General features: G+C 64.8%; 13 protein-coding genes and 1 riboswitch. Of the genes, 5 read left to right on the top strand and 8 right to left on the bottom strand.

Annotated elements, in window-relative coordinates:
• The first annotated feature begins 30 nt into the window (after positions 1-30).
• A complete protein-coding gene (locus MSIMFI_RS23815) occupies positions 31-990 on the top strand; it encodes an asparaginase (protein ID WP_191499828.1) in 960 nt (319 codons plus the stop codon).
• On the opposite strand, the gene MSIMFI_RS23810 is transcribed toward MSIMFI_RS23815, so the two are convergent.
• The 5 genes from MSIMFI_RS23810 to MSIMFI_RS23790 all read right to left on the bottom strand — a co-directional run bounded on the left by MSIMFI_RS23810 (position 955) and on the right by MSIMFI_RS23790 (position 8,506).
• Positions 955-2,361: a DNA polymerase IV gene (locus MSIMFI_RS23810; RefSeq protein ID WP_449870972.1), complete on the bottom strand. Its 1,407-nt coding sequence runs from the start codon at positions 2,359-2,361 to the stop codon at positions 955-957. The genes MSIMFI_RS23815 and MSIMFI_RS23810 overlap by 36 nt on opposite strands.
• Positions 2,362-2,420: 59 nt before the next feature.
• On the bottom strand, positions 2,421-5,546 hold the full coding sequence (gene ileS / locus MSIMFI_RS23805) for an isoleucine--tRNA ligase (RefSeq protein WP_191499420.1): 3,126 nt from the start codon (positions 5,544-5,546) through the stop codon (positions 2,421-2,423).
• Positions 5,547-5,875: 329 nt separating this feature from the next.
• Positions 5,876-6,115: an Rv1535 family protein gene (locus MSIMFI_RS23800; protein WP_186242897.1), complete on the bottom strand. Its 240-nt coding sequence runs from the start codon at positions 6,113-6,115 to the stop codon at positions 5,876-5,878.
• Between the two features lie 289 nt (positions 6,116-6,404).
• Positions 6,405-6,573: riboswitch (M-box (ykoK) riboswitch) on the bottom strand.
• 139 nt (positions 6,574-6,712) lie between these two features.
• Positions 6,713-7,369 (bottom strand): TetR/AcrR family transcriptional regulator, encoded by a 657-nt coding sequence (locus MSIMFI_RS23795; RefSeq protein ID WP_191499419.1) that lies wholly within the window; start codon positions 7,367-7,369, stop codon positions 6,713-6,715.
• A gap of 6 nt (positions 7,370-7,375) precedes the next feature.
• Positions 7,376-8,506, bottom strand: a complete 1,131-nt coding sequence (locus tag MSIMFI_RS23790) for an NAD(P)H-dependent flavin oxidoreductase (RefSeq protein ID WP_191499418.1) — start codon at positions 8,504-8,506, stop codon at positions 7,376-7,378.
• A gap of 59 nt (positions 8,507-8,565) precedes the next feature.
• Between MSIMFI_RS23790 and MSIMFI_RS23785 the strand changes: the two genes are divergently transcribed.
• The gene (locus tag MSIMFI_RS23785) at positions 8,566-9,000 is read left to right on the top strand and encodes a PaaI family thioesterase (RefSeq protein WP_191499417.1); all 435 of its coding nucleotides are present in this window, start codon (positions 8,566-8,568) and stop codon (positions 8,998-9,000) included.
• A gap of 85 nt (positions 9,001-9,085) precedes the next feature.
• On the opposite strand, the gene MSIMFI_RS23780 is transcribed toward MSIMFI_RS23785, so the two are convergent.
• The 3 genes from MSIMFI_RS23780 to MSIMFI_RS23770 are packed head-to-tail and all read right to left on the bottom strand — an operon-like array spanning position 9,086 to position 12,514.
• On the bottom strand, positions 9,086-9,652 hold the full coding sequence (locus tag MSIMFI_RS23780; RefSeq protein WP_191499826.1) for a carboxymuconolactone decarboxylase family protein: 567 nt from the start codon (positions 9,650-9,652) through the stop codon (positions 9,086-9,088).
• Positions 9,653-9,660: 8 nt separating this feature from the next.
• Positions 9,661-10,764 (bottom strand): zinc-dependent alcohol dehydrogenase, encoded by a 1,104-nt coding sequence (locus tag MSIMFI_RS23775; protein WP_191499416.1) that lies wholly within the window; start codon positions 10,762-10,764, stop codon positions 9,661-9,663.
• A gap of 4 nt (positions 10,765-10,768) precedes the next feature.
• On the bottom strand, positions 10,769-12,514 hold the full coding sequence (locus MSIMFI_RS23770) for an AMP-binding protein (protein WP_191499415.1): 1,746 nt from the start codon (positions 12,512-12,514) through the stop codon (positions 10,769-10,771).
• A gap of 202 nt (positions 12,515-12,716) precedes the next feature.
• Between MSIMFI_RS23770 and pks2 the strand changes: the two genes are divergently transcribed.
• From pks2 to MSIMFI_RS23755, 3 genes are all read left to right on the top strand, one after another.
• The gene (pks2, locus tag MSIMFI_RS23765; RefSeq protein WP_396820585.1) at positions 12,717-18,974 is read left to right on the top strand and encodes a sulfolipid-1 biosynthesis phthioceranic/hydroxyphthioceranic acid synthase; all 6,258 of its coding nucleotides are present in this window, start codon (positions 12,717-12,719) and stop codon (positions 18,972-18,974) included.
• A gap of 54 nt (positions 18,975-19,028) precedes the next feature.
• A complete protein-coding gene (locus MSIMFI_RS23760; protein WP_191499413.1) occupies positions 19,029-20,495 on the top strand; it encodes a condensation domain-containing protein in 1,467 nt (488 codons plus the stop codon).
• Positions 20,496-21,112: 617 nt separating this feature from the next.
• Positions 21,113-22,941, top strand: a 1,829-nt coding sequence (locus MSIMFI_RS23755) for a type I polyketide synthase (protein WP_263597453.1), incomplete at its 3' end; no start/stop codon positions are given.

The following is a 22,941-nucleotide window of genomic DNA, read 5'->3' as shown; positions in this document are numbered from 1 at the left end:
CCCCAGAGGCAATATGGTCCCCGCACGCGGATAGGCGTGCCACACATGCGAGATGATCCCCTCATGGGCCGGCTCACCGTCATCACCACCGGAGGAACGATATCGACGAGCACCGGCGCCGACGGGGTGCGCCGGCCCACCCACAGCGGTGCGCAACTGACATCGAGCTTCGATGTCGACGTGATCGATTTGATGGCACTCGACAGCTCACAGCTGACACCCGCCGACTGGGATCGGATCCGTGCAGCGATGTGGGCTGCCATCGATGATGACGCCGAAGGCGTGGTCGTCCTGCACGGCACGGACACCATGGAAGAGAGCGCGCTGTGGCTCGACCTCACCTATGCGGGCAATGTCCCGGTGGTGCTGACCGGCGCCATGCGCAGCGCCGACGCACCCGATGCCGACGGTCCGGCCAATCTGCGCGACGCACTGGCGGTGGCGGCCAGCCCGGACGCCCGCGACCTCGGTGTGCTGGTCTCTTTCGCGGGCCGGGGGGTGCAGCCGTTGGGCATGCGGAAGGTCGCTACCGACGATCTGAGCGGCTTCGTCGGCAAGCTGGTGGGAACCGTCGACGCTGGCGTGCGACTGACGCGCACCAAGACCCGGCCGTACCTTGGCGACGTCAGCGCCGCCGTGGCGCCGCGAGTCGACATTGTCGCCGCATACCTGGGAAGTGACGCGGTTGCGCTAGACGCCTGCATAGCAGCGGGCGCGCGAGCCGTGGTGCTGGAAGCACTGGGCTCCGGCAATGCCGGGGCCGCGGTGGTCGACGGCGTGCGCCGGCATTGCCGCGACGGGGTCACGGTCGCGGTGTCCACCCGAGTCCCCGGTGGGCGGGTCGGTGCGAGTTACGGTCCCGGGCATGACCTGGTGGAAGCCGGCGCGGTGATGGTGCCACGGCTAGCCCCGCCGCAAGCCCGGGTCCTGCTGATGGCGGCGCTGGCGGCCCAGCTACCGGTCGCCGAGGTCATCGACCGCTGGGGCTGAGCTCGACTCCTCAACTCGCAGTTCACCGACATAGTCCGCCCAGTCCAGGCTGTCGACCGGGTTAGCGCTGGTGATGTCGAGGGTGTCGATGGGGAATGTTCGGGCCGGGCCAGGGCCCGAACCGCGAGTCTCGAACCGGATGGTGACCACGCCGTGGCCGGCCCCCTGCACCCAGCCGTGCCCGAATTCGCGATGCGCCACGTCGTCGCCGACCCGCCACGCCGCGGTGTCCGAGCCGGTTAGCAGCGCGGCTCGCAGAGTGTCGAAATCCTGATGGGCTTCCTCCGACGTCTCCGGCAACGTGTCCAGGTCCGGGAACAACGACTCCTGGCGCACGTCGCTCAGACCCGAAAACCCAACGCCGAGAAGGCGAATGGGCCCGATCTGGCGAGGATCGAGCAGCAGCCGTCGGGCCACCGCAATCAGCGCACCGGCCTCGGTCGTGGCGTAGGGCAGCGTGGCGGAGCGGGTCAGCGTGCTCATGTCGGACTTCTTCAGCTTGACGGTGACGGTTCGCGCACCGCGACCGTCGCGCAGCAGGCGCTGGTGGGCGTGCTCGGCTATCGGGTCGATCGCTTCGTGCAGCTGATCCAGGCTGGTCAGATCGACCGCGAAGGTGGACTCGGCGCTGATCTGCTTGGCTCTGCCACCCTCCGCCACGGGACGATCGTCGATGCCGCGGGCCAGCCGGTGCAGCGCGGGTCCGACCGTCGCGCCCAGGATGTTGGCCGCCTCGGCGTCGGTCAGCGCGGCCAGCTGCCCGATCGTCTCGATGCCCAGTCGGTGCAGCTTTTCTTCGGCGACCGGACCAATACCCCACAGCCGTCGCACCGGCAGCCCGCTGAGCAGCAATTCTTCTTCGGCGCGCCGCACGATCCGAATGCCGTCGGGCTTGGCAAGGCCCGACGCGATCTTGGCGATCTGCTTACCCGAGCCCGCGCCGACCGAGGCGACCAGGCCCGTCTCCTCCCGCACCCGTCGTCGCAAGCCTTCGCAGAACACCTCGACGTCCTCGGCCGACGCTCCGGCAAGTTGGGGAGGTTCGCCGAATGCCTCGTCGTAGGACAGCTGCTCGACGACGGGCACCATGGCGCGCACGGTATCGAAGACCCGGCGGCTGGCCACCCCGTACACAACCCCGCGCGGTGGCAGGACCACTGCCGTCACGCCGATCAGGCGGCGGGCCTGATGCATCGGCATGGCCGATCGGGCACCGAACACCCGCGCTTCGTAGCTGGCACCGGCCACCACGCCGCGGCCACCCAACCCGCCGACCAGGACCGGCCGCCCACGCAGGGTGGGCCGGGTGAGTTGTTCGACAGAGGCGAAAAACGCATCCATGTCCAGGTGCAGCACCCAACGGGACTCCACAACTGCCGATGCTATTTCTCACGTCAAAGTCGGTGCAGGCAGGCAGCGCTGGCGCGTGGTCAAGCCTTAGCGATCGCCACCCGAACCCCGTCGCCGAGCTCGACAGCGTCGGCCGGCTCCCCGAATTCGAAACTGGTGGCTAGGATTTCGCCGGCGATGAGATCGCGGTGAGTGCGCGCCCAGGCTTCGCGTTCGGCGGGCACCGAGATCACCACACTGACGCGGTCGGAAACATCCAGACCGGTCGACTTGCGCAACTCCTGTAGTTCGCGGATGCGGTCCTTGGCCCAGCCTTCGGCCTCCAATTCTGGAGTCACCGTGCCGTCCAGGACGACGAGGCCGGTGCCGCCCGGTAGGGCCGCGGTGAACTCGGGGTCGGCGGCTACCAGCCGGGAGCTGTACTCATCGGGCTGCAGCACCACCGGACCCGCCGTCAAGGTGTCATCCGGGTTAACGATGCCTTCGCCGGCCTTGACCGCCTTGATCGCCGCCTGCACATCCTTACCGAGACGCGGCCCTGCCACCCGGGCGTTGACGGTGAGCTCGAACCGACCGTAGGCGTCGATCGCGTCGGTCAGTTCGACCTGCTTGACGTTGAGTTCGTCGCCGATCAGGTCGGTGAATGGCTTCAATCGTTGCGGATCTTCCACTGCCACAGTGAGTTTCGGCAATGGCAGACGTACCCGCAGCTTCTTGGCCTTGCGCAGCGAGGATGCGGCGGAGCACACCTCACGGACCTGGTCCATTGCGGCCACCAACTCGGCATCAGTGGGCAGCTCGTCGGTCTGCGGCCAGTCTGTCAGATGAACCGAACGCTGTCCGGTGAGACCACGCCAGATCATTTCAGTGGTCAGCGGAAGCAATGGTGCAGCCAGCCTCGCGGTCACCTCCAACACGGTATGCAGGGTGTCGATCGCATCGACATCTTCCTCCCAGAACCGTGAACGTGACCGTCGCACATACCAATTCGTCAACGCCTCGGCGAACTGGCGCAGTTGTTCGCACGCCCCGGAGATATCGCAGACCTCCATCGAATGGGTCAGATCGTCGCGCAGCCCGGCCAGCTTGGCCAGGATGTAGCGGTCCAGGACATGCGACGAGTCCGTACGCCAGGTACCGACTCTCGGTGCGTACAACGCCAGGAAGCTGTAGGCGTTCCACAACGGCAGCAAGACTTGCCGGACGCCCTCGCGGATGCCCTGTTCGGTGACGATCAGATTGCCGCCGCGCAGGATCGGCGAGGCCATCAGGAACCACCGCATGGCATCGGAGCCATCACGGTCGAACACCTCGTTCACGTCCGGATAGTTGCGCAGTGACTTGCTCATCTTCTGGCCGTCGGAGCCCAGCACAATCCCGTGAGCCACGCAGGTTTTGAATGCCGGACGATCGAACAGCGCGGTGGCCAGCACATGCAGCGTGTAGAACCAGCCGCGGGTCTGCCCGATGTACTCCACGATGAAGTCACCGGGATAATGCCCCTGGAACCAGTCCTCGCTCTCGAATGGGTAGTGCACCTGGGCATACGGCATGGAACCCGAGTCGAACCACACGTCGAGCACATCGGGAATACGCCGCATCGTGCTACGGCCGCTGGGATCGTCGGGGTTGGGACGGGTCAGCTCGTCGATGTAGGGCCGGTGCAGGTTGGTCGGCCGTACACCGAAGTCGCGTTCCAGCTCATCGAGGCTGCCATAAACGTCGATCCGCGGATACGCCGGGTCGTCCGACTTCCACACCGGAATCGGCGTGCCCCAGTAGCGGTTTCGCGAGATCGACCAATCGCGAGCACCCTGCAGCCACTTGCCGAACTGGCCGTCCTTGACGTGTTCGGGATACCACGTGATCTGCTGGTTCAGCTCCACCATGCGATCCCGGAAGTCTGTCACCCTGACGAACCAGGACGACACCGCCCGGTAGATCAATGGGTTTCGGCAACGCCAGCAGTGCGGGTAGGGGTGCTCATAGGTTTCGTGGCGGAGTAGCACCGCGCCGTTGGCGGCCGCCGGACCGCTCTGGTTCTTCAGATCGCGGATGATCTGCGGGTTGGCGTCAAAGACGTGCTGGCCCCGGTATTCCGGAACCGTGGCGTCAAAGCGGCCCTTGGAATCGACCGGAGTGACCGGCACAATGCCGACCGGGTCGGTGGTCGCCATATCGTCCTCACCGTAAGCCGGTGCCATGTGCACCATCCCGGTACCGTCCTCGGTGGTAACGAAGTCGGCCGAAAGCACCCGAAAAGCGTTGGGCGAGTCCATAAAAAACGAAAACGGCGGCAAGTACCGAGTGCCCAGCAGGTCGGCACCCCGGTACGTGCCCAGCAGCTCGGGCTCCTCACCGAGTTCGCGTGCGTAGGCGGCCAGCCGCGCCGCGGCCAGCACGAAACGCCGATCGCCGGCCCTGACCTGCACGTAGGTCACGTCCGGATGGACAGCCACCGCAAGGTTTGACGGCAGGGTCCACGGCGTCGTCGTCCACACCAGCAGGTAGGCACCGTCCAATTCGCCGCCGGCAACCTTGAGTCCGACGGTGATCGCGGGGTCTTGGCGGCTTTGGTAGATGTCGTCGTCCATTCGCAATTCGTGATTGGACAGCGGGGTTTCGTCGCGCCAGCAGTACGGCAGTACCCGGTAGCCCTCATATGCCAAGCCCTTGTCCCACAGTTGCTTGAACGCCCACAGCACCGACTCCATGTAGCTGATGTCGAGCGTCTTGTAATCGTTGTCGAAGTCGACCCAGCGAGCTTGCCGAGTTACATACGCCTGCCATTCGTCGGTATAGCGCAATACGGATGCGCGGCAGGCATCGTTGAAGGCGGCAATGCCCATGGCGTCGATCTGGGATTTGTCGGTGATCCCCAGCTCGCGCTCGACTTCGAGCTCGGCCGGCAGCCCGTGGGTGTCCCAACCGAAGCGGCGCTCGACTTTGTAGCCGCACATGGTGCGGTACCGCGGCACGATGTCCTTGACATAGCCGGTCAGCAGGTGCCCGTAGTGCGGCAAACCGTTGGCGAACGGTGGGCCGTCATAAAACACGTACTCCGGCGCGCCGTCGCGGCGAGCGATGCTGGCGCGGAAGGTGTCGTCGCGGGTCCAGTAATCGAGGACCCCGAGCTCAAGCGCCGGAAAGTCGGGTGAACCACCGGTCAGCTTCGGATACGCCTTGGGGTCAGCGTTCTCGGTCAAGGTGCGTCGTCTCCCTGTGCCAGGTCAGGCCCGGGGACGACGATGCGCTGGTGCACAACCGCCGCGGTACCACCCCGCTTGCCACGCTCGTGCGTGACCGCTCAACTTTGGGGCTGTGACGGGCCCACCCGTTCGGCTCTACTAGGCCAGGCTGGCTGTTCTTCCGAAGGCTCCCCGGTGATAGCCGGATCGATGCCGATAGGCCGATTCTACTTAAGCGCCACAAATCCACGTGGCGGCGTCGACGGCTCCAAGGGGTTACCTGGTCGCGGGCTAGGCCTGCGGCCGGGTAGCCCCTTGGAGCCCAGATTGCTCACTAGCCATCGGACTCAGGCTTGGATCTCGAGAAGCCCGACACGCCACAACGCGGCGTACACGTGCCGCAGCGGAACACTCAGCAAGCGAGCGGCCCCGTCGACCAGTGGGTCGCCGCCGGCGCCGAAAGGCCGGGTGTCGATCTGCCGGGCCGTCTTCTTGGGCGCGGGGGCCTGAGTCGGGACGTCGCGCACCACGTGCAGCTGTGGCGCGGGCGCTACGGTTACTACTTCGTCGTACAGAGCTGCGGTCATGATCGCCTCCTGGACGGAAATCAAACTTGGAACATGTGGACACTGACCTGAACTGACCTGGTCCCGTCCCGTAGCGATTCCGCTCTAGAGGCGCGTGATGTCTGGGTTTGACGACTCAGTCGACAACGTCGCGCCAGAGGCCGGATCGGGACGAAACACAGCCCGGATATCGGTCCGGACTATCACTGGAACTCATTCGTCCCTCACCTCCTCACGGTCACGACGCGTGCGGGTACCGCACGATCCAGGTGCACCAAAGGGGGAAGGAAAAACCGACCACTGTCGGAAATCCGCACCCCACTCGTCAGAGCTTTGGCACCACACGACGTGTCCGGTAACCGGAAGCCACCTGGGCTCAACCCTTAAGCCGGGAGGAGCTGTCCTGACCCGGGGCGTCTTTCGACGTTCGGGGTCAGTGGCCTATGTTCGTGTAGCCGCCTCACCTAACGAGGTGCTTACCCGACGATGATGCACGACCCATCCGGCTCGGTCAACATCATCGGGGCCGCATGTTCGAATCTTTACGCTTCCACGATGCGGGCTGACAGCTATTGGCCAGGTTTATACCCGCTGAGCTGGCCTTATGGCCGCGTGGTCTCAGCTACCAGCGGGGCGCGGGCGCAGCCCGTCAAGAACCAGTGAAACGACGAAATCCGCGACCTGAGCTGCGGTGACGTCGTCGTCGGTGCTAAGCCGCCGATGTGCCAGTTGGCCGACCAGTGCCGCCACCGTGTACGCGATCATTCGAGGTGGCGCCGACACCACCTCGCCACGCTCCTGAGCGGCGACGATGAAGGTTTCGATGTCATCGATGAATCGCTCGTAAATCCCGCCGAGGTGCTTTTCGAATCGATCGCCCAACGCATAAGCGTCACGGAACAGCAGTTTGACGGTTGCCTTGTCGGCTTCGAAGAACTCGAAGGTTGCCTGCACGCCGGCTTTTAAGGGCGCGTGAAAGGAGGTCCGCGGCGCCGCTGCTTCGCCGGTGAATGACGACAACGTCGCGCTGAGATGCGTACGCAAGGCCTCTTCCTCCGAGGCCATCAACGCATGGAACAAATCGTCCTTGGAATCGAAGTACCAGTAGACCAACCCGTATGCCAGGCCCGCCTGCTTGGCGATGTCGGCGATGGTGGTGGCGTGAAAACCCTTGCCGGCAAACACCTTTTTGGCCGCCGCCATGATCTCCTCGCGCCGTTTGGACTTCTCCTCGTCGCTGATCGCGCGACGCCGCCTGGTGCTGGTGCGGCTCATTTCGCATCACCTATCGACAAGGGTCTCGAGCTGTCCGATGGTGTCGATGAACTCCTCGACCATTTCGAGCACCACCGAACGCGTCGGCCGCACCCGGTTGAGCGAACCGACGACCTGGCCGACGAAGTAGGTCGCAAGCTCACGAGCCTTGGCGCCCGGCTGGCCAGCCGCCTGGTTGATACGCAGCTGTGGCTCGTTGATCAGCGCGTTCTGCAACGGCATGCCAAGCGGGTTGGGAGTGTCGGGCCGGTCCCACTCGTCGGTCCAGGCCGTGCGCAGCATCCGCGCGGGCTTGCCCGTCATCGATCGCGACCGCACCGTGTCCGAAGAGCTCGCCGCCAGGAATTTGTCCTTAACCACCGGAGGCGTCTCGGCTTCTTCGGTCGTTAACCACACCGAACCGCACCACACGCCCTCGGCGCCCAGGGCTAGCGCCGCGGCGATCTGGCGGCCGCGGGCAATCCCGCCCGCGGCCAATACGGGCGTCGGCGAAACCGCATCCACTACTTCGGGAACCAGAACCATGGTCGCCACCTCGCCGGTGTGTCCCCCGGCTTCGGTGCCCTGCGCGACGATGAGGTCCACACCAGCGGCAGCGTGCCGCCGGGCGTGATGCGTGGTGCCGGCCAGGGCGGCCACCAGCACGTTGTGGTCGTGAGCCCGCTGGACAAGATCGCTCGGCGGCGGACCTAGCGCGCTGGCGATCAAGCGGATGTCGTGGGCAAAGGCCACTTCCAGCAGCGGCTCGTAGCCCTTGGGTGAGATGTTCAGCCCGCCACCGGATAACGGTGCGCGCTCCCGCTCGGCAGGTTGATTGATCCCGTACCGGGCCAGCAGGTCCTCGACGAAGGCGCGATGCTCTTCCGGCAGCAGGGTGCGGGCTTGCGCCGAGTCGATCCCTCCTTGCTCGGCGCCAACGTAGCGGGGCGGCAACAGCAGGTCGACTCCATACGGCTTGCCGCCGGTTTGCTCCTCGATCCAGGTCAGCTCGCTGTCCAGCCGCTTAGGACTGTGGGCGACGGCACCCAGCACCCCGAAACCGCCGGCGTTGGTCACCGCAGCCACGACATCTCGGCAGTGGCTGAAAGCGCAGATCGGGAACTCCACACCGAGCATGTCGGCGACTCTTGTTCGCATTTCGCCGACGCTAAAAGCTATTGATTGATATGTCAATCGAATACGGTAGCCTACCCGCTATGGCCCAGCCATTGACCACCGAGCAGCAGCACGAGCGTCGCCAGGCGGTGCGCGACCTGATGCGGAGCACGCCGTTCATCGGCGGGCTCGGTGTCGTGTTCGAACAATACGAACCCGACGACGTGACGATCCGGCTTCCGTTCCGAGAAGACCTCACCAATGACGGCACCTACTTTCATGGCGGGGTGATCGCGTCGGTGATGGACACCGCCGGTGCTGCAGCCGCATGGTCGAACCACGACTTCGACAAGGGCGTACGCGCCTCGACGGTGGCGATGAGCATCCAGTACACCGGCGCGGCGAAACGCAGCGACCTGCTGTGTCATGCCCGCACTGCCCGGCGGCGCAAGGAACTCATCTTCACCGAGATCACCGCGACCGATCCCGAGGGCAACGTCGTTGCCCACGCCGTGCAGACCTACCGGATCGTCTGAACCGCAACGCTTTTCGCCTTCGCCCAACGTGCACTCAGCGCGAAAGATCTCGCGAAATCTCGCTTTGGCTGCACGCTCGGCGAGATCAGCTGGGCGACACGCCGTCGGGCGGCCAGCTGGACACCCCTTCTTCCAACGGGACTTTCAGGCTTTGCAGGATCGAAGCGACCATCCGCCACGAGCCAATCGCCGTCACGAGTTCGATGAGAACCGTTGTATCGCCCTGCAATTCACGCTCACAAGCTGCCCAGCTCTCGGCACTCACCGCGCCGTCGCGCACAACATCGTCGGTGGCTGCCAGCACGGCGCGCTCGGTCGCCCCGAAGCCGTCGTAGTCCTGCCAATCCCGCACGCCGAGCAGGTCGTCGGCTGACACGCCAAGCCCGGATGCGACGCGCCAATGCTGGGTCCACTCGTAGTCGCACGCGGTGAGCCAGCCGATGCGCATGATCACCAATTCGCGCAGCCGCGGCTGCAGGGCACCGTGCCACAGCATGGTGGCGAGCAGGTCGTTGAAGGTCCGCGCCAGACGCGGGTGGTTCAGCAATGCCTGGAAGATGCTGAGCTCGGCCATGTAATCGGGCACGCCGGCTTCATCGGCAGCGGCCTTGGCCTCGTCGACCGGCAACAGAGGTACCCGGGTTGACTTCATGGGTGAGGTCATGGTGTAAGCACTCCGTGTACTGGGGGAAGGCCGTCGCGTTCTCCGGCCATGGTAGCCAGCAGGTCCTCAGCATCTTCGAGGCGCGCGCAGCGGCGGGGCAGACTGTCGAAGGGGGAACGACCGGGCACCAACAGATCAAGCGCGGCCCGGTATGCGGTGGCGTCGACGCCGAGGGCGCCCATCACGCGCAGCTCCTTGACCACGACCACGTCGGGTGAGAATCCGGGCGCGCCGCTGCCGAAACCTCGGGTGCCGGCGACAACGACCGTCCCAGCAGGACGGGCCAGCGCGACCGCCTGCGCGAACGCAGACGGCGCCTTCGCGGTGACATCGAGCACGACGTCAGCAAGCCCACCGGTGTGCTGTGTCAGCGCGGCGACCGGATCCGCAACGGCAACGTCGACGGCCAGGTCGGCACCGAACTGGGAAGCCAGCGCCAACCGCTCGCCGTCACGGGGGCCCACCCCGGTTACCAACACGAACCCGGCGCCCGCCTCCTTTGCCGCCGCGGCGGCACACAGCCCCCGGATACCCGGGCCAAGCACCGCCACGACGTCTCCCGGTTTGGTGCCGGGAACCGTTACACCCCAACGTATTCCGGCGCCCAGCGGGTTGAACAGGGTAGCCACTTCGGGGCTGAGGTCGCCGGCAACCGGCAACACCATTGAATCTGGCGCCAGGTACTGGTATTCGGCGTACCCGCCCCACAGCCCCGGCGCACGGTCGACCGGAATGAAGCCGTACATGTCGGCCAGGCCGTGACGTACGCAGCGGCGATACTCGCCGGAAAGACAGTTTGCGCATTGGCGACAGGACTGGAAAACCTCGACGGCTACCCGATCGCCCGCAGACACACCCCATCTCGCCGCCGCCTGCGGTCCGATCACCTCAATCGTCCCGACCGTCTCGTGGCCGGGTACGAACGCAAACCCGCCAGAAAGCTCGCCGGTGTACTGCTCGTGATCGGTCCCGCACAGCCCGCAGGCCTCGACCCGCACCAGTGCGTCGTCCGCACCGATGTCGGGAAGCGCGTACTCCCGGATAACCAGGTTGCGCGGGGCCTGCAGCACTAATGCCCGGGCCACCGCGCCGTCCGACATAGCGTTAAGCGTCCAAGCGGCTGAACTCGCGTTGCCGGTACAGCTCGACGCACTGTGCTCGCCTGATCTTGCCGCTCGTGGTGATCGGAATCGACCCCGGCGATACCAGAACAAGATCGGCCACGCTCAGTCCGTGCGACTTATATATCGCCGCGTTCACATCTTGCTTGATCAGGCGAAGCCTGTCCTTCGCCTCCTCGTCGGACTCGCCCCGCTTCTTAACTTCGACGATCGCAACGAGCTTCTCAGCGCTACCATCCGGAACCCCTATCGCAGCGCAGCGACCAGCCGTGATTTCCTGGATCGTCGCCTCAATGTCATCGGGAGAATGGTTGCGCCCGTAGATAATCAAGAGATCCTTGATGCGACCGATGATGTACATCTCTCCGTCGGAGAAGAAGCCCGAATCTCCGGTTCTCAGCCAGGGACCTTCGGGTGTGCCCTCTGAAGGCGTGGCAATCTTTGCGCCGAATGTGCGCTTGGTCTCTTCAGGTTTCTGCCAATAGCCGGACGCGATGTTGTCTCCGTGGACCCAGATCTCGCCGACCGTTCCAGCTGCACACTCGATACTCGTGTCGGGATCGACGATGCGCACGAGCACTGACTCCGGGGTGCCGTAGCTGACCAGCGGAGTGCCGCTACCGGTTGGGCACGAAATCGCTTGACCGGCAGGCAGTTTCTCGGATTCGAAGTAACCGATCTTGGGTGGTTCGCTCGCGGTACGGGTCGCCAAGTACACGGTTGCTTCCGCCATGCCATATGCGGGCCGCAGCGCTTTGGCATTGAAGTTGAAGGGCGCAAAGCGTTCAGCGAAGCGCTTGAGGGTTGCGGGCTGTACTCGCTCGCTGCCGTCGAGGATGCTGTGCACGTGCCCGAGATCAAGCCCGGCCATGTCTTCGTCCGAAGTCTTGCGCACCGCCAATTCAAAGGCGAAATTCGGCCCGCCGGAAACCGTGCAACTGTTGCCGGCCATCAGTTCTATCCATCGCGCTGGCCGCTGCAGGAAACCCACGGGACTCGTTAGCACGGTGGGTGAACCGATCAGGATCGGCATGATGGCTCCCAACAGCAGACCCATGTCGTGGTACAGCGGCAACCAAGACACCACGGTCATGTCCGATGGGACAACACCCCCCTCGGCCGCAAAGAAGTCGGCGATCATCTGCGCGAAATTGGCGAACACATTTTTGTTCGCGATTCCCACCCCGGCCGGTGCCCGAGTGGAGCCCGAAGTGTATTGCAAATACTGGATTTCCGGCGCGTCCTTGACGGCACGAGAGGCGCCCGACGGGGGCCGAGAATCCAGGTCCAGTAAATCCAGCTCAATGATCGATGGTGCGTTTCGTCCCGGCTGCGGCTGCGCATGCGGAGTGACATTGTCGACGACGGCCGACGTGGTCAGCAGGACCGCAGGCGAGGTGTCACTCAGGACCGAAATCGTCCGCTCATCGTGGGCACCGCCGTAGGGAACCGTCAGTGGAACTGCGGTAAATCCGGCCTGCAACGCGCCGAGAAATCCAATGATGTATTCAAAACCCTGCGGTGCGAGTATCACCGCGCGATCACCGGTCGACCCGCAACCTCTGATCTGCTCGGCAACGTTGAGCATCCGCCGATACAACTGTGACCACGTCAGGGTCTGTGCAACACCGTCCCAATCTTGCTCGTAATCGATGTAGGTGATTGCCGCATCGTTGGGGTTCAGGCTGGCGCGCTCGCGCAGCACAGTAGGAATGGAAGAGCCGACCACGTGCAGCAACACTACCGGTTTCGCCGTCGGCGTGGCTCCGGTTCGCCTACCACGTCGCGTCTGGCGACGTCGACGGAGAAAACGTCGGCGCGTTGATCCCTGGTCCGGCGGTCCTGAACAGGGAGGATGGCCTCCAAACCTAGTGAAATAGAGGTGGAGGACGGTGGATCACACACGTGTCACCCCGGTCGCTGTCATCGGCATGGCATGCCGCCTTCCCAAGGGCATTGATTCCCCCGACAGGCTGTGGGACGCACTACTGGCCGGCGATGACTTGATCGCAGAGATTCCCACCGACCGCTGGGACGCCGACGAGTACTACGACCCCGAGCAGGGTGCGCCCGGCCGGTCGGTGTCGCGCTGGGGCGGCTTCCTCGACGATGTAGCCGGATTTGATCCCGACTTCTTCGGCATCAGCGAGCGAGAAGCAACCGCGATCGATCCCCAGCACCGCTTGCTTATGCAGACCTCATGGGAGGCGGTTGAGCACGCAGGCCTGGATCCGAAATCGTTGAGCGGCTCGCTGACCGGCGTGTTCGTGGGCATGTGCCACGATGACTACGCGTTTGTTACCGGCGACGCGGGCGCCATGGCGGACGCATATGCATTCACCGGAACCGCCTTCAGCATGGCGTCCGGGCGGGTGTCGTACTCGATGGGGCTACGCGGTCCGGCGATGACCGTGGACACGGCGTGTTCATCGAGTTTGCTTGCGGTGCATGTGGCTTGCCGCAGTTTGCACGAGCGCGAGAGCAACCTTGCCTTAGCGGGTGGCTGCCTGGTCATGCTGGAACCGCATGTGTTCAGCTCGGCCTCCGCGCAGGGGATGCTGTCGCCCACCGGGCGCTGTCGCACGTTCGACGCCGCCGCCGACGGGTTCGTCCGTTCCGAAGGCTGCGCCATCCTGATGCTCAAGCGGCTCCCCGATGCGCTGCGCGACGGTGACCGGGTCCTTGCGGTGCTGCGCGGCAGCGCCACCAACCAGGACGGTCGCACCGATACCATTTCGACACCGTCGCGGGATGCACAGATCGAGGCTTATCGCGCGGCGTTGCTGGCCGCCGGTGTGGACGCCGACACCGTCGGCTTGGTTGAGGCGCACGGCACCGGTACCCCCGTCGGTGACCCCATCGAATTCGCCAGCCTGGCGCAGGTGTACGGCAACAACGGTCCATGTGCCCTCGGATCGGCGAAGAGCAATCTGGGGCACACCGAGGCCGCTGCCGGCGCCGTGGGGATCATCAAAGCGATCTTGTCGCTGCAGCATGGTTTGGTGCCGCCGATGGTGCACCACACCAGGCTGCCTGATGAACTCGCCCGAATCGACACCGGACTCTTTGTGCCGCAGGAGATTACGCCGTGGCCAAAGGTACGGCCAATACTAGGGCCGACGGCCGGCCACCAACCACGACGAGCGGCCGTGTCGTCGTATGGCATGTCTGGCAGCAACGTGCACGTCATTCTCGAGCAGGCCACCGAACCCACAAGACCGCACAACGGAGCGGCCCCTTCCGGGCCCGCCGCCCCGCAACTGTTTGTGCTGTCGGCCAGCTCGGCCGAGGCACTGCGCCAGACTTCCCGTCGGCTGGCGGACTGGATCGACGAGCGTACCCACACCGACCCTGTGCGGCCGTCGGATCTGAGCTACACACTGGCACGTCGGCGGGGGCACCGGCCCGGGCGCACGGCGGGGCTTGCGGCCGGCCACACCGAGCTGGTCGAGCGCTTGCGCGAGGTCGCCGACGGCGACACTGCGTACCGGCCCGCGGTCGGCCAGGACGACCGCGGGCCGGTGTGGGTCTTCTCCGGGCAGGGTTCACAGTGGGCATCCATGGGCGCGGACCTGCTGGCCAACGAACCGGTGTTTGCCGCGTCCGTGGCCGCCGCCGAGCCGCTGATCGCTCAGGAATCCGGTTTCTCGGTCACCGAGGCAATGACCGCACCGCAGACGGTCACCGGGATCGATTGGGTGCAGCCAACTTTGTTCGCCATGCAGGTGGCGTTGGCCGCCACCATGAAGTCCCACGGCGTCCAGCCGGGCGCCGTCATCGGCCATTCGCTCGGTGAGGTGGCGGCCGCCGTTGTGGCCGGCGCACTTTCGCTGGAAGACGGGGTGCGTGTTATTTGTCGCCGCTCCCGTCTGTGCACCCACATCGCGGGCATCGGCGCCATGGCGGCGGTGGAGCTGCCCGCTCAAGAGGTGCGCGAGGAGTTGGCAAGTCGCGGCTCCAAGGACGTCGTCATCGCGGTCGTAGCCTCGCCGCAATCCACCGTGATCGGCGGGGCCCCCCCGACCGTTCGCGACCCTGTCGCGGCGTGGGAAGCGCGCGACGTGATGGCCCGCGAGGTCGCCGTCGACGTGGCATCCCACACCCCGCAGGTCGAACCGATTCTCGATGAGCTGTCCCAAGTGCTAGCCGAGGTCACCCCGCTGACACCGGAGCTGCCGTACTACTCGGCGACCCTGTTCGACCCGCGCGAACGGCCGGTGTGCGATGCCCGATATTGGGTGGACAACTTGCGTCACGCGGTGCGGTTCGCCGCTGCGGTGCGTGCGGCGCTCGAGGACGGCTACCGGGTATTCGGGGAACTGTCGCCGCACCCGCTGCTGACCCGCGCCGTCGAGCAGACCGCCGCGAGCCTCGACATCCCGGTGGCAGCCCTGGCCGGAATGCGACGACAGCAGCCGCTGCCGTACGGCCTGCGCGGGCTAGTGGCCGACCTGTACAGCGTGGGCGCCGCAGTGGATTTCTCGGTGAGCCATTCCGTCGGGCACCTGGTGGACGCTCCGCTGCCGATGTGGACAAACCGCCGCCTGCTGTTGGAGCCAGAGGGTGCCGGGCGCAAGGCAGGCGCCAACACTCCCAATATCGTTGTGGTGCACCCGCTTTTGGGCTCGCACGTACAACTATTGGAGGAGCCGGAGCGGCATGCCTGGAAGGCCGAGCTCGGCACCGGCGCACTTCCGTGGCTGGGTGACCATCGGATACATAATGTGGCCGCACTTCCGGGGGCCGCCTATTGCGAGATGGCGTTGGCCGCGGCCCGCACCGTGCTTGGCGAGAAGTCCGAAGTCCGCGACATTCGTTTCGAGGAGATGCTGCTGCTGGACGAGGAGACCCCCGTGGGTGTCGTCGCGTCGATGCAGACGCCCGGTGCTGCGACATTCGAGGTCGAGACGCTCCAGCAGGGCGACAGGGTGCGTCGGGCCACCGCGATCCTGTGTGCCACTGACGATGACGACCAGCCCACAACGCGCGATATCAGGGATATCAAGACTCTATTGACGGCCCATCCGCATCGCATCGACGGCGACGAACTGCGTGAGTGGTTTGACGCACGCGGTGTCCAGTTCGGTCCCGCTTTCACCGGTCTGGCCGCGGCCTATATATCGGAAGGGACGATCGACGCGGTACTGGCCGAGATCGCCTTGCCGACTTCGGTGCGAACCCAGCAAGCCGGATTCAACGTGCACCCCGCCCTGCTGGATGCGTGTTTTCAGTCGGTTGCGGCCCATCCCGCGATTCAGGAATTGGGTAGCGGCGGCCTGTTGCTGCCTTTGGGTGTGCGCCAGTTGCGCACCTGCGCGTCGACGCGCAACGCCCGCTACTGCCTGACCACGGTGACCGCTTGCACCACGAACGTCGAGGCCGACATCGACGTCATGGACGAGCACGGAACCGTGCTGCTCGTGGTGCGCGGGCTGCTGATGGGCACGGGCCTCACCGATAGTGCCGACCAAGATCGCCTGCTGGGCGAACGGCTCTTGACCATCGAATGGCAGCGCCGAGAACTCCCCGAGACCGCAGCGCAGGCAACCGGCAGGTGGCTGGTGATCGACATCGACGCCGCCACCGACGATCGGTTGGCGACCGAATTGGCCGACGCGTTGCGGCTGCTCGGCGCGGAATGCGAAAGCATGTGCTGGCCTCCGCACGCCGACCCGACAGGTTTCCACGGCTCGACCGGTGTGGTCGTCCTGGCGGGGCCCAAGAACGGCCCCCAGAACGGAAACGTCCTCCGCAGTGATTACATCCGGCGTCTGGCGGGTATCGCATACGAGCTTTCGGACATCCCGGGCAACGCGCCGCGCCTGCATGTCGTCACCAGAGATGCCGCGACCGTATTGCCGGACGACCGCGCCAACCTCGAGCAAGCCGGATTGCGTGGTTTGCTGCGGGTGATCGGCGCCGAGCATCCTCAGCTGCGTCCCACCCACATCGACATTGACGACCAGACCAACGCCGGGCAGGTGGGACGCCAACTGCTGGCCTGCTCCGACGAAGACGAGACCGCCTGGCGCGACGACCAGTGGTACACCGCCCGCCTGTGCCCGGCTCCCCTGCGCCCCGACGAACGCCCCACCACCCTCGTCAGCCATGACCGCGACGGGATGCGAACGCAAATCCGCACGCGTGGGGATCTGGAAACAATGGAACTCGTTGCATTCGAGCGTGTTTCGCCGGGTCCCGGACAGATCGAGGTCGCAGTCACCGCCTCCAGCATCAATTTCGCCGATGTTCTCGGCGTATTCGGAAGGTACCGCACCAGCTTTGGACCACAGCCTGGGTTGGGTACCGATTTCGCCGGTGTGGTGACCGCGGTCGGACCCGACGTCACGGCACTGAAGGTCGGCGACCGCGTTGGCGGTCTCTCAGCTCACGGATGCTGGGCAACGTTTGTCATCTGCGACGCGAACCTGGCCGCGAAGATTCCGGCGGGCCTCACCGACGCCCAAGCCGCCGCGGTGACCACCGCAGCGGCAACCGCCTGGTATGGCCTGCACGACCTGGCTCGGATCAAGGCCGGCGACAAGGTGTTGATCCACTCCGGAACCGGCGGAGTCGGCCGGGCGGCGATCGCGATCGCGCGAGCCGCGGGAGCCGAGATTTTCGCCACCGCCGGCAGCCCGCAGCGTCGGAAGCTACTGCGCAACATGGGGATTGAGCACGTCTATGACTCGCGCAGCATCGAGTTCGCCGAGCAGATCCGGCGCGACACCGACGGCAAAGGCGTTGACATTGTGCTCAACTCGCTCACCGGGGCGGCACAACGCGCCGGGGTGGACCTGCTCACCTTCGGCGGAAGGTTCATCGAGATTGGCAAGCGCGACATCTACGGCGACACCCGGCTGGGCCTGTTCCCGTTCCGCCGAAACCTCACGCTTTTCGCTCTTGACCTGTGGTTGATGTCGATCACCCACCCCACCGAGGTGCGGGAACTGTTGAGCACGGTGTACCGGTTGACCGCCGACGGCGTGCTGCCCATGCCCGAGAGCACGCACTACCCGCTCGCCGAGGCAGCTACGGCGATCCGGGTGATGAGCGCGGCCGAACATACCGGCAAGCTCATCCTCGACATACCGCGTGACGGCAATAGCAGCGTCGTAATACCTCCTGAGCAGGCTCGCGTCTTCCGCCCCAACGGCGCCTACATCATCACCGGCGGCCTAGGCGGCCTTGGGTTGTTCCTCACCGAAGCGATGGCGGCCGCGGGCGCCGGGCGTATCGTGCTTAACTCTCGCGCGACACCGAGCCAAAAGGCAATGGAGACAATCGAACTCATCCGAGCGACCGGGTCTGACGTCGTGGTGGAGTGCGGCGACATCGCGCTCGCGGAAACTGCGCAGCGGTTGGTCGCCACGGCGACGGCGACTGGGCTTCCGTTGCGCGGTGTACTGCATGGCGCTGCCGTCGTCGAGGACGCCACCCTGACCAACATCACCGCCGAGTTGATCGAGCACGTGTGGGCACCCAAGGTTCATGGCGCGTGGAATCTACATCAGGCCACCGCATCTGCGCCGCTCGACTGGTTCTGCTCGTTCTCCTCGGCGGCAGCCCTGTTGGGTTCGCCCGGCCAGGGGGCCTATGCCGCGGCCAACAGCTGGCTGGACGCTTTCACCCACTGGCGGCGAGCCCAAGGCCTTCCCGCGACCGCGATCGCTTGGGGCGCGTGGGCCGAGATCGGCCGTGGCGCAAGCCTGGCCGAAAGCGGCGATACCGCGATGATCACTCCCGACGAGGGTGCCCGCGCGTTCGAAGCGCTGCTGCGCCACACTCGCGTTTACAGCGGTTACGCACCGATCGTGGGATCGCCTTGGTTGACTGCCCTGGCACAACGGAGCCGCTTCGCCGAAGCATTCCAGTCCACCGCCGCAAAGCGATCCAGTAACAGCAAGTTCCGCGCCGAACTCTGCGAGCTCGCACTCGACGAGTGGCCAACCCGTTTCAGACACCTGATCTCCGAGCAAGTGAGCCTGATCTTGCGCCGCACGGTCGATCCCGACCGTCCACTGTCCCAGTACGGCCTCGATTCGCTGGGCAACCTGGAACTGCGAACCCGCATCGAAACCGAAACCGGCATACGCATCCAATCGACCGATATCACCACGGTGCGTGGCTTGGCGGATCATCTGTGCGAAGCGCTCGCGCCAACTCGAAACGCCGCGGCGACAATGTAAGGCTCAACAGCCGACATGAAATAACCTGGGGGTCAGGGCTGAACCGAAGGAGCGATGTTGGTTGTCTTGGGCCATCTGGGTCTAGAGACCGTCGACAATTGGGTTCCTGCCCCCGGTTCGGTTTGGTGTTGGCATGCCTCGCCGGCCTCACTTGCGGCCGCACGCCAAGCCCCGATAAGTGATGTGCCACCAAGCTATATCCAAGCCCGTCACCTGCGTGGCTATCGAGATCAAGCTGCGCGTGGCTGCGAGATGTCGCGACTCGTGGTCGCCGCCTTGGATTTCCGCGGCCAATGCGATACCCGTGCGATGACGTACGTCCTCAATTCACACCTCAGACGACATGACACCTACCGAAGTTGGTTTGAATTCACCGACGCTGGGCGCATCGTCAGGCATACGATCAGCGATCCCACTGATATCGAATTGATTCCGGCTGAGCATGGGGAGATGACGGCCAAGCAATGGCAAGACTACATACTGACCACGCCGAGTCCGCTGGATTGGGATTGCTTCAGGTTCGCGATTATTCAGCGTGACGACCACTTCACGTTCTGCATCAGCGTTGATCACCTCCACGTCGACGCGACGTTTATCTGTGCCGTGTTCTGGGAGATCCAAGGGATGTACGACGCCCTGATGGACGGCGACGGCCCGATCCCACTACCGAGCGTCGGCAGCTACGACGATTACTGCCTACGTGAGCGTGCATACACCTCCGCGTTGACGTTGGAATCACCGGAGATACGCCAGTGGATCGAATTCTTCGAAAGCAACGAGGGCTCCCTGCCCAGCTTCCCCTTGCCGCTGGGTGACCCAGCGCTGGTCACTAGGGGTGAATTGCTCTCGCTGCAGCTGATGGACGGGCCCCAAACAGCACGATTCGAAGCGGCCTGCACAAGCGCGGGTGCCCGGTTCAGCGGTGGCGTTTTCGCGGCCGCTGCGTTCACCGAATACGAACTGACGGGATCGGACACCTACAACGCGGTTACTCCTACCAGCACCCGCAGTACTACGGCGGAACTGATGACGACCGGTTGGTTCATCGGCCACATACCGTTCACCGTCGAAGTCGGCACATCCTTCGCCGAGACCGCCCGTCGCGCTCAAAGCTCGTTCGATGCGAGCACCCACCTAGCCGGCGTGCCCTTCGAGCGCGTACTGGAACTGGCGCCTTGGCTCAACAAGACACCTCGAGGCGGCTTTCCGATGCTGTCATTCCTCGATGCCGGTGTGCCTCCGCTTTCTGCTGTCATCGCAACGAATCTGAGGCGAATGAACGCCAAGGTCTTCAGCGACGGCCGGATCGGAGCGCGGGTATGTATGTGGGTCAACAAGTTTCAGCACGAGACCACCGTCACCGCGTCCTTCCCGAACAATCCGATCGCTCATGAATCGGTGGCACGGTACCTCGAAGAGATGAGATCGGTATACGTCCAAGTCGCCGACGGCCTGATCGACCAACGCAACGAGACCGCAGTTGGCCGCAATGCCGCACAGCTTCAGCGGCAGAGACCTTGATTACGGGATGTAAAATCCGCTCGTAACATCTTGGATTCCGCCATTTTCCAGCGCCGAAAGACATAGCCTGAACATCGGAGTTCGGGCTGCTTTCCACACTTCGGCAATCCGTATTCCACAGCTGAGCAATTTCGGTGGTACTTGGCGTGGTTCAGGGCCCGGCTGGCTACCAAAGCCGGACTGATAGTAGCCGTCGCCCACCACCACTTCGTGACGGCAAGGCACGGAAGGCGACGTCGGACCGCAAGGCGAGCAGCACCCGTCGAAACCACCCTCCGCATCCCCCCGCGTGCGTCATACGCTGGGACTTTGCGATTGACGGGCGAGTCAATAATGTCGGGAAACCGCCCCGAAATTGACGCCAACGGCAGGAAGTTTTTTTGTACGTACGCACGATTTTTCCACGCGCGTGAGGACAACCGGCTACGCTGCTGATCACGCCAGTGAACTATTTGATTGGCGTGAAGTGTGGGGGTCGGTGGGTGCGTCCGGTGCTGCGGTTGTCTCAGCCTGGGCCGCGATTCGACGATGGGCCACCGACAAGAGCTTGAAACGCGGGTAAGGAGACGAGAAGGACCGTGGATAGGACACGCGTTACGCCAGTTGCCGTCATTGGCATGGCGTGCCGGCTGCCGGGGGGCATCGACTCACCTGACCTGTTGTGGGAGGCGTTGCTGCGTGGCGACGATCTGGTGACCGAGGTTCCGCCCGACCGCTGGAACGCGGACGAGTACTACGACCCCGAGCCCGGCGTGCCCGGTCGGTCGGTATCCAAGTGGGGCGCGTTCCTTGACGACGTTGCGGGCTTTGATTCCGATTTCTTCGGAATCAGCGAGCAGGAGGCGACAGCGCTCGATCCGCAGCACCGCTTGCTGCTGGAAACCGCCTGGGAAGCCATAGAGCACGCCGGTAGCAGCCCAGCCACGCTGGCCGACTCGCAGACCGCCGTCTTCGTGGGAATGACAAGCGGCGACTACACGTTGCAAACGGCCGACGCCAACGCGCTGGATGGACCGTACGGATTCACGGGCAACAATTACAGCTTCGCCTCCGGGCGGATTTCCTACGCCTTGGGACTGCGTGGTCCGGCAATGACCGTCGATACCGCATGCTCGTCCGGCCTGGTCGCTGTGCATTCAGCCTGCCGGAGCCTGCATGAGAGCGAATGCGAGCTTGCGCTAGCGGGTGGCGTCTCGTTGACTCTCGATCCGCGGAGGTTCGTCTCGGGATCGGCACTCGGTATGGGGTCTCCGACCGGACATTGTCATGCCTTCGACGTCGCGGCGGATGGGTTCGTCGTCGGCGAGGCTTGCGTCGTTTTGTTGCTCAAGCGGTTGGCGGATGCGCAGCGGGATGGTGACCGGATTCTGGCTGTCATACGCGGCACGGCATCTAACCAAGATGGCCGAACAGTCAACATCGCGACACCGTCCGGGCCCGCACAGGTCGCGGCCTATCGGGCCGCGTTGGCCGCGGCTGGCGTGGACCCGGCCACCGTCGGCATGGTGGAGGCGCATGGCACTGGGACTCCTATCGGCGATCCCATCGAATACGCCAGCGTGGCCGAGGTATACGGCATCGACCGTGCCTGCGCGCTGGCCTCACTGAAGACCAATTTCGGACACACCCAGTCGGCCTCCGGCACACTCGCCCTGATGAAGGCGGTCCTTGCGCTGCAGCATGGTGAGGTTCCCAAGAACATTCACTTCACCAAGCTGCCCGACAAAATCGCCGAGATTGAGACCAAACTCTTTGTGCCACAGGACAACACACCGTGGCCAGGTGATGGGCGTGACGCGCCCCGGCGGGCGGCGGTGTCGTCGTACGGAATGTCGGGGACGAACGCCCACGCCGTTCTTGAACAAGCTCCCGAGGACGCTGCGCAGCATCGCGAGGCGGCCCAATCCGTAACGACCGGTCCGCTCCTGTTTGCGCTATCGTCCACCTCGGCCGAGGGGCTGCAGCAAACCGCTGCGCGGCTGGCTGACTGGGTGAGCGAGCGCGCGGACTCGATCGAAATCCCGGATTTGGCCTACACGCTGGCACGGCGGCGCACGCACCGGACGGTGCGGACGGCGGTCATTGGCGGCAGCCCAGAAGAGCTGTCCGGGGCGTTGCGTGGGGTCGCCGGTGGTGAGGTCCCGTTTGTGGCGGCGGTCGGGCAGGATGATCGGGGCCCGGTGTGGGTGTTTTCCGGTCAGGGTTCGCAGTGGGCGGCGATGGGTGCCGATTTGCTGGCCAATGAACCGGTGTTCGCTGCGACGATCGCTGAGATGGAGCCGTTGATCGCCGCGGAGTCGGGATTCTCGGTGACTGAGACGATGTCGGCACCGGAGGTGGTGACGGGCATTGATCGGGTGCAGCCGACCGTGTTTGCCATGCAGGTGGCGCTGGCGGCGACGATGAAGTCTTACGGGGTGCGGCCGGGCGCGGTGATCGGTCACTC

The organism is Mycobacterium simulans, assembly GCF_900232995.1.
GTDB lineage: Bacteria > Actinomycetota > Actinomycetes > Mycobacteriales > Mycobacteriaceae > Mycobacterium > Mycobacterium simulans.
This window is presented reverse-complemented; position numbering and strand designations above follow the sequence as displayed.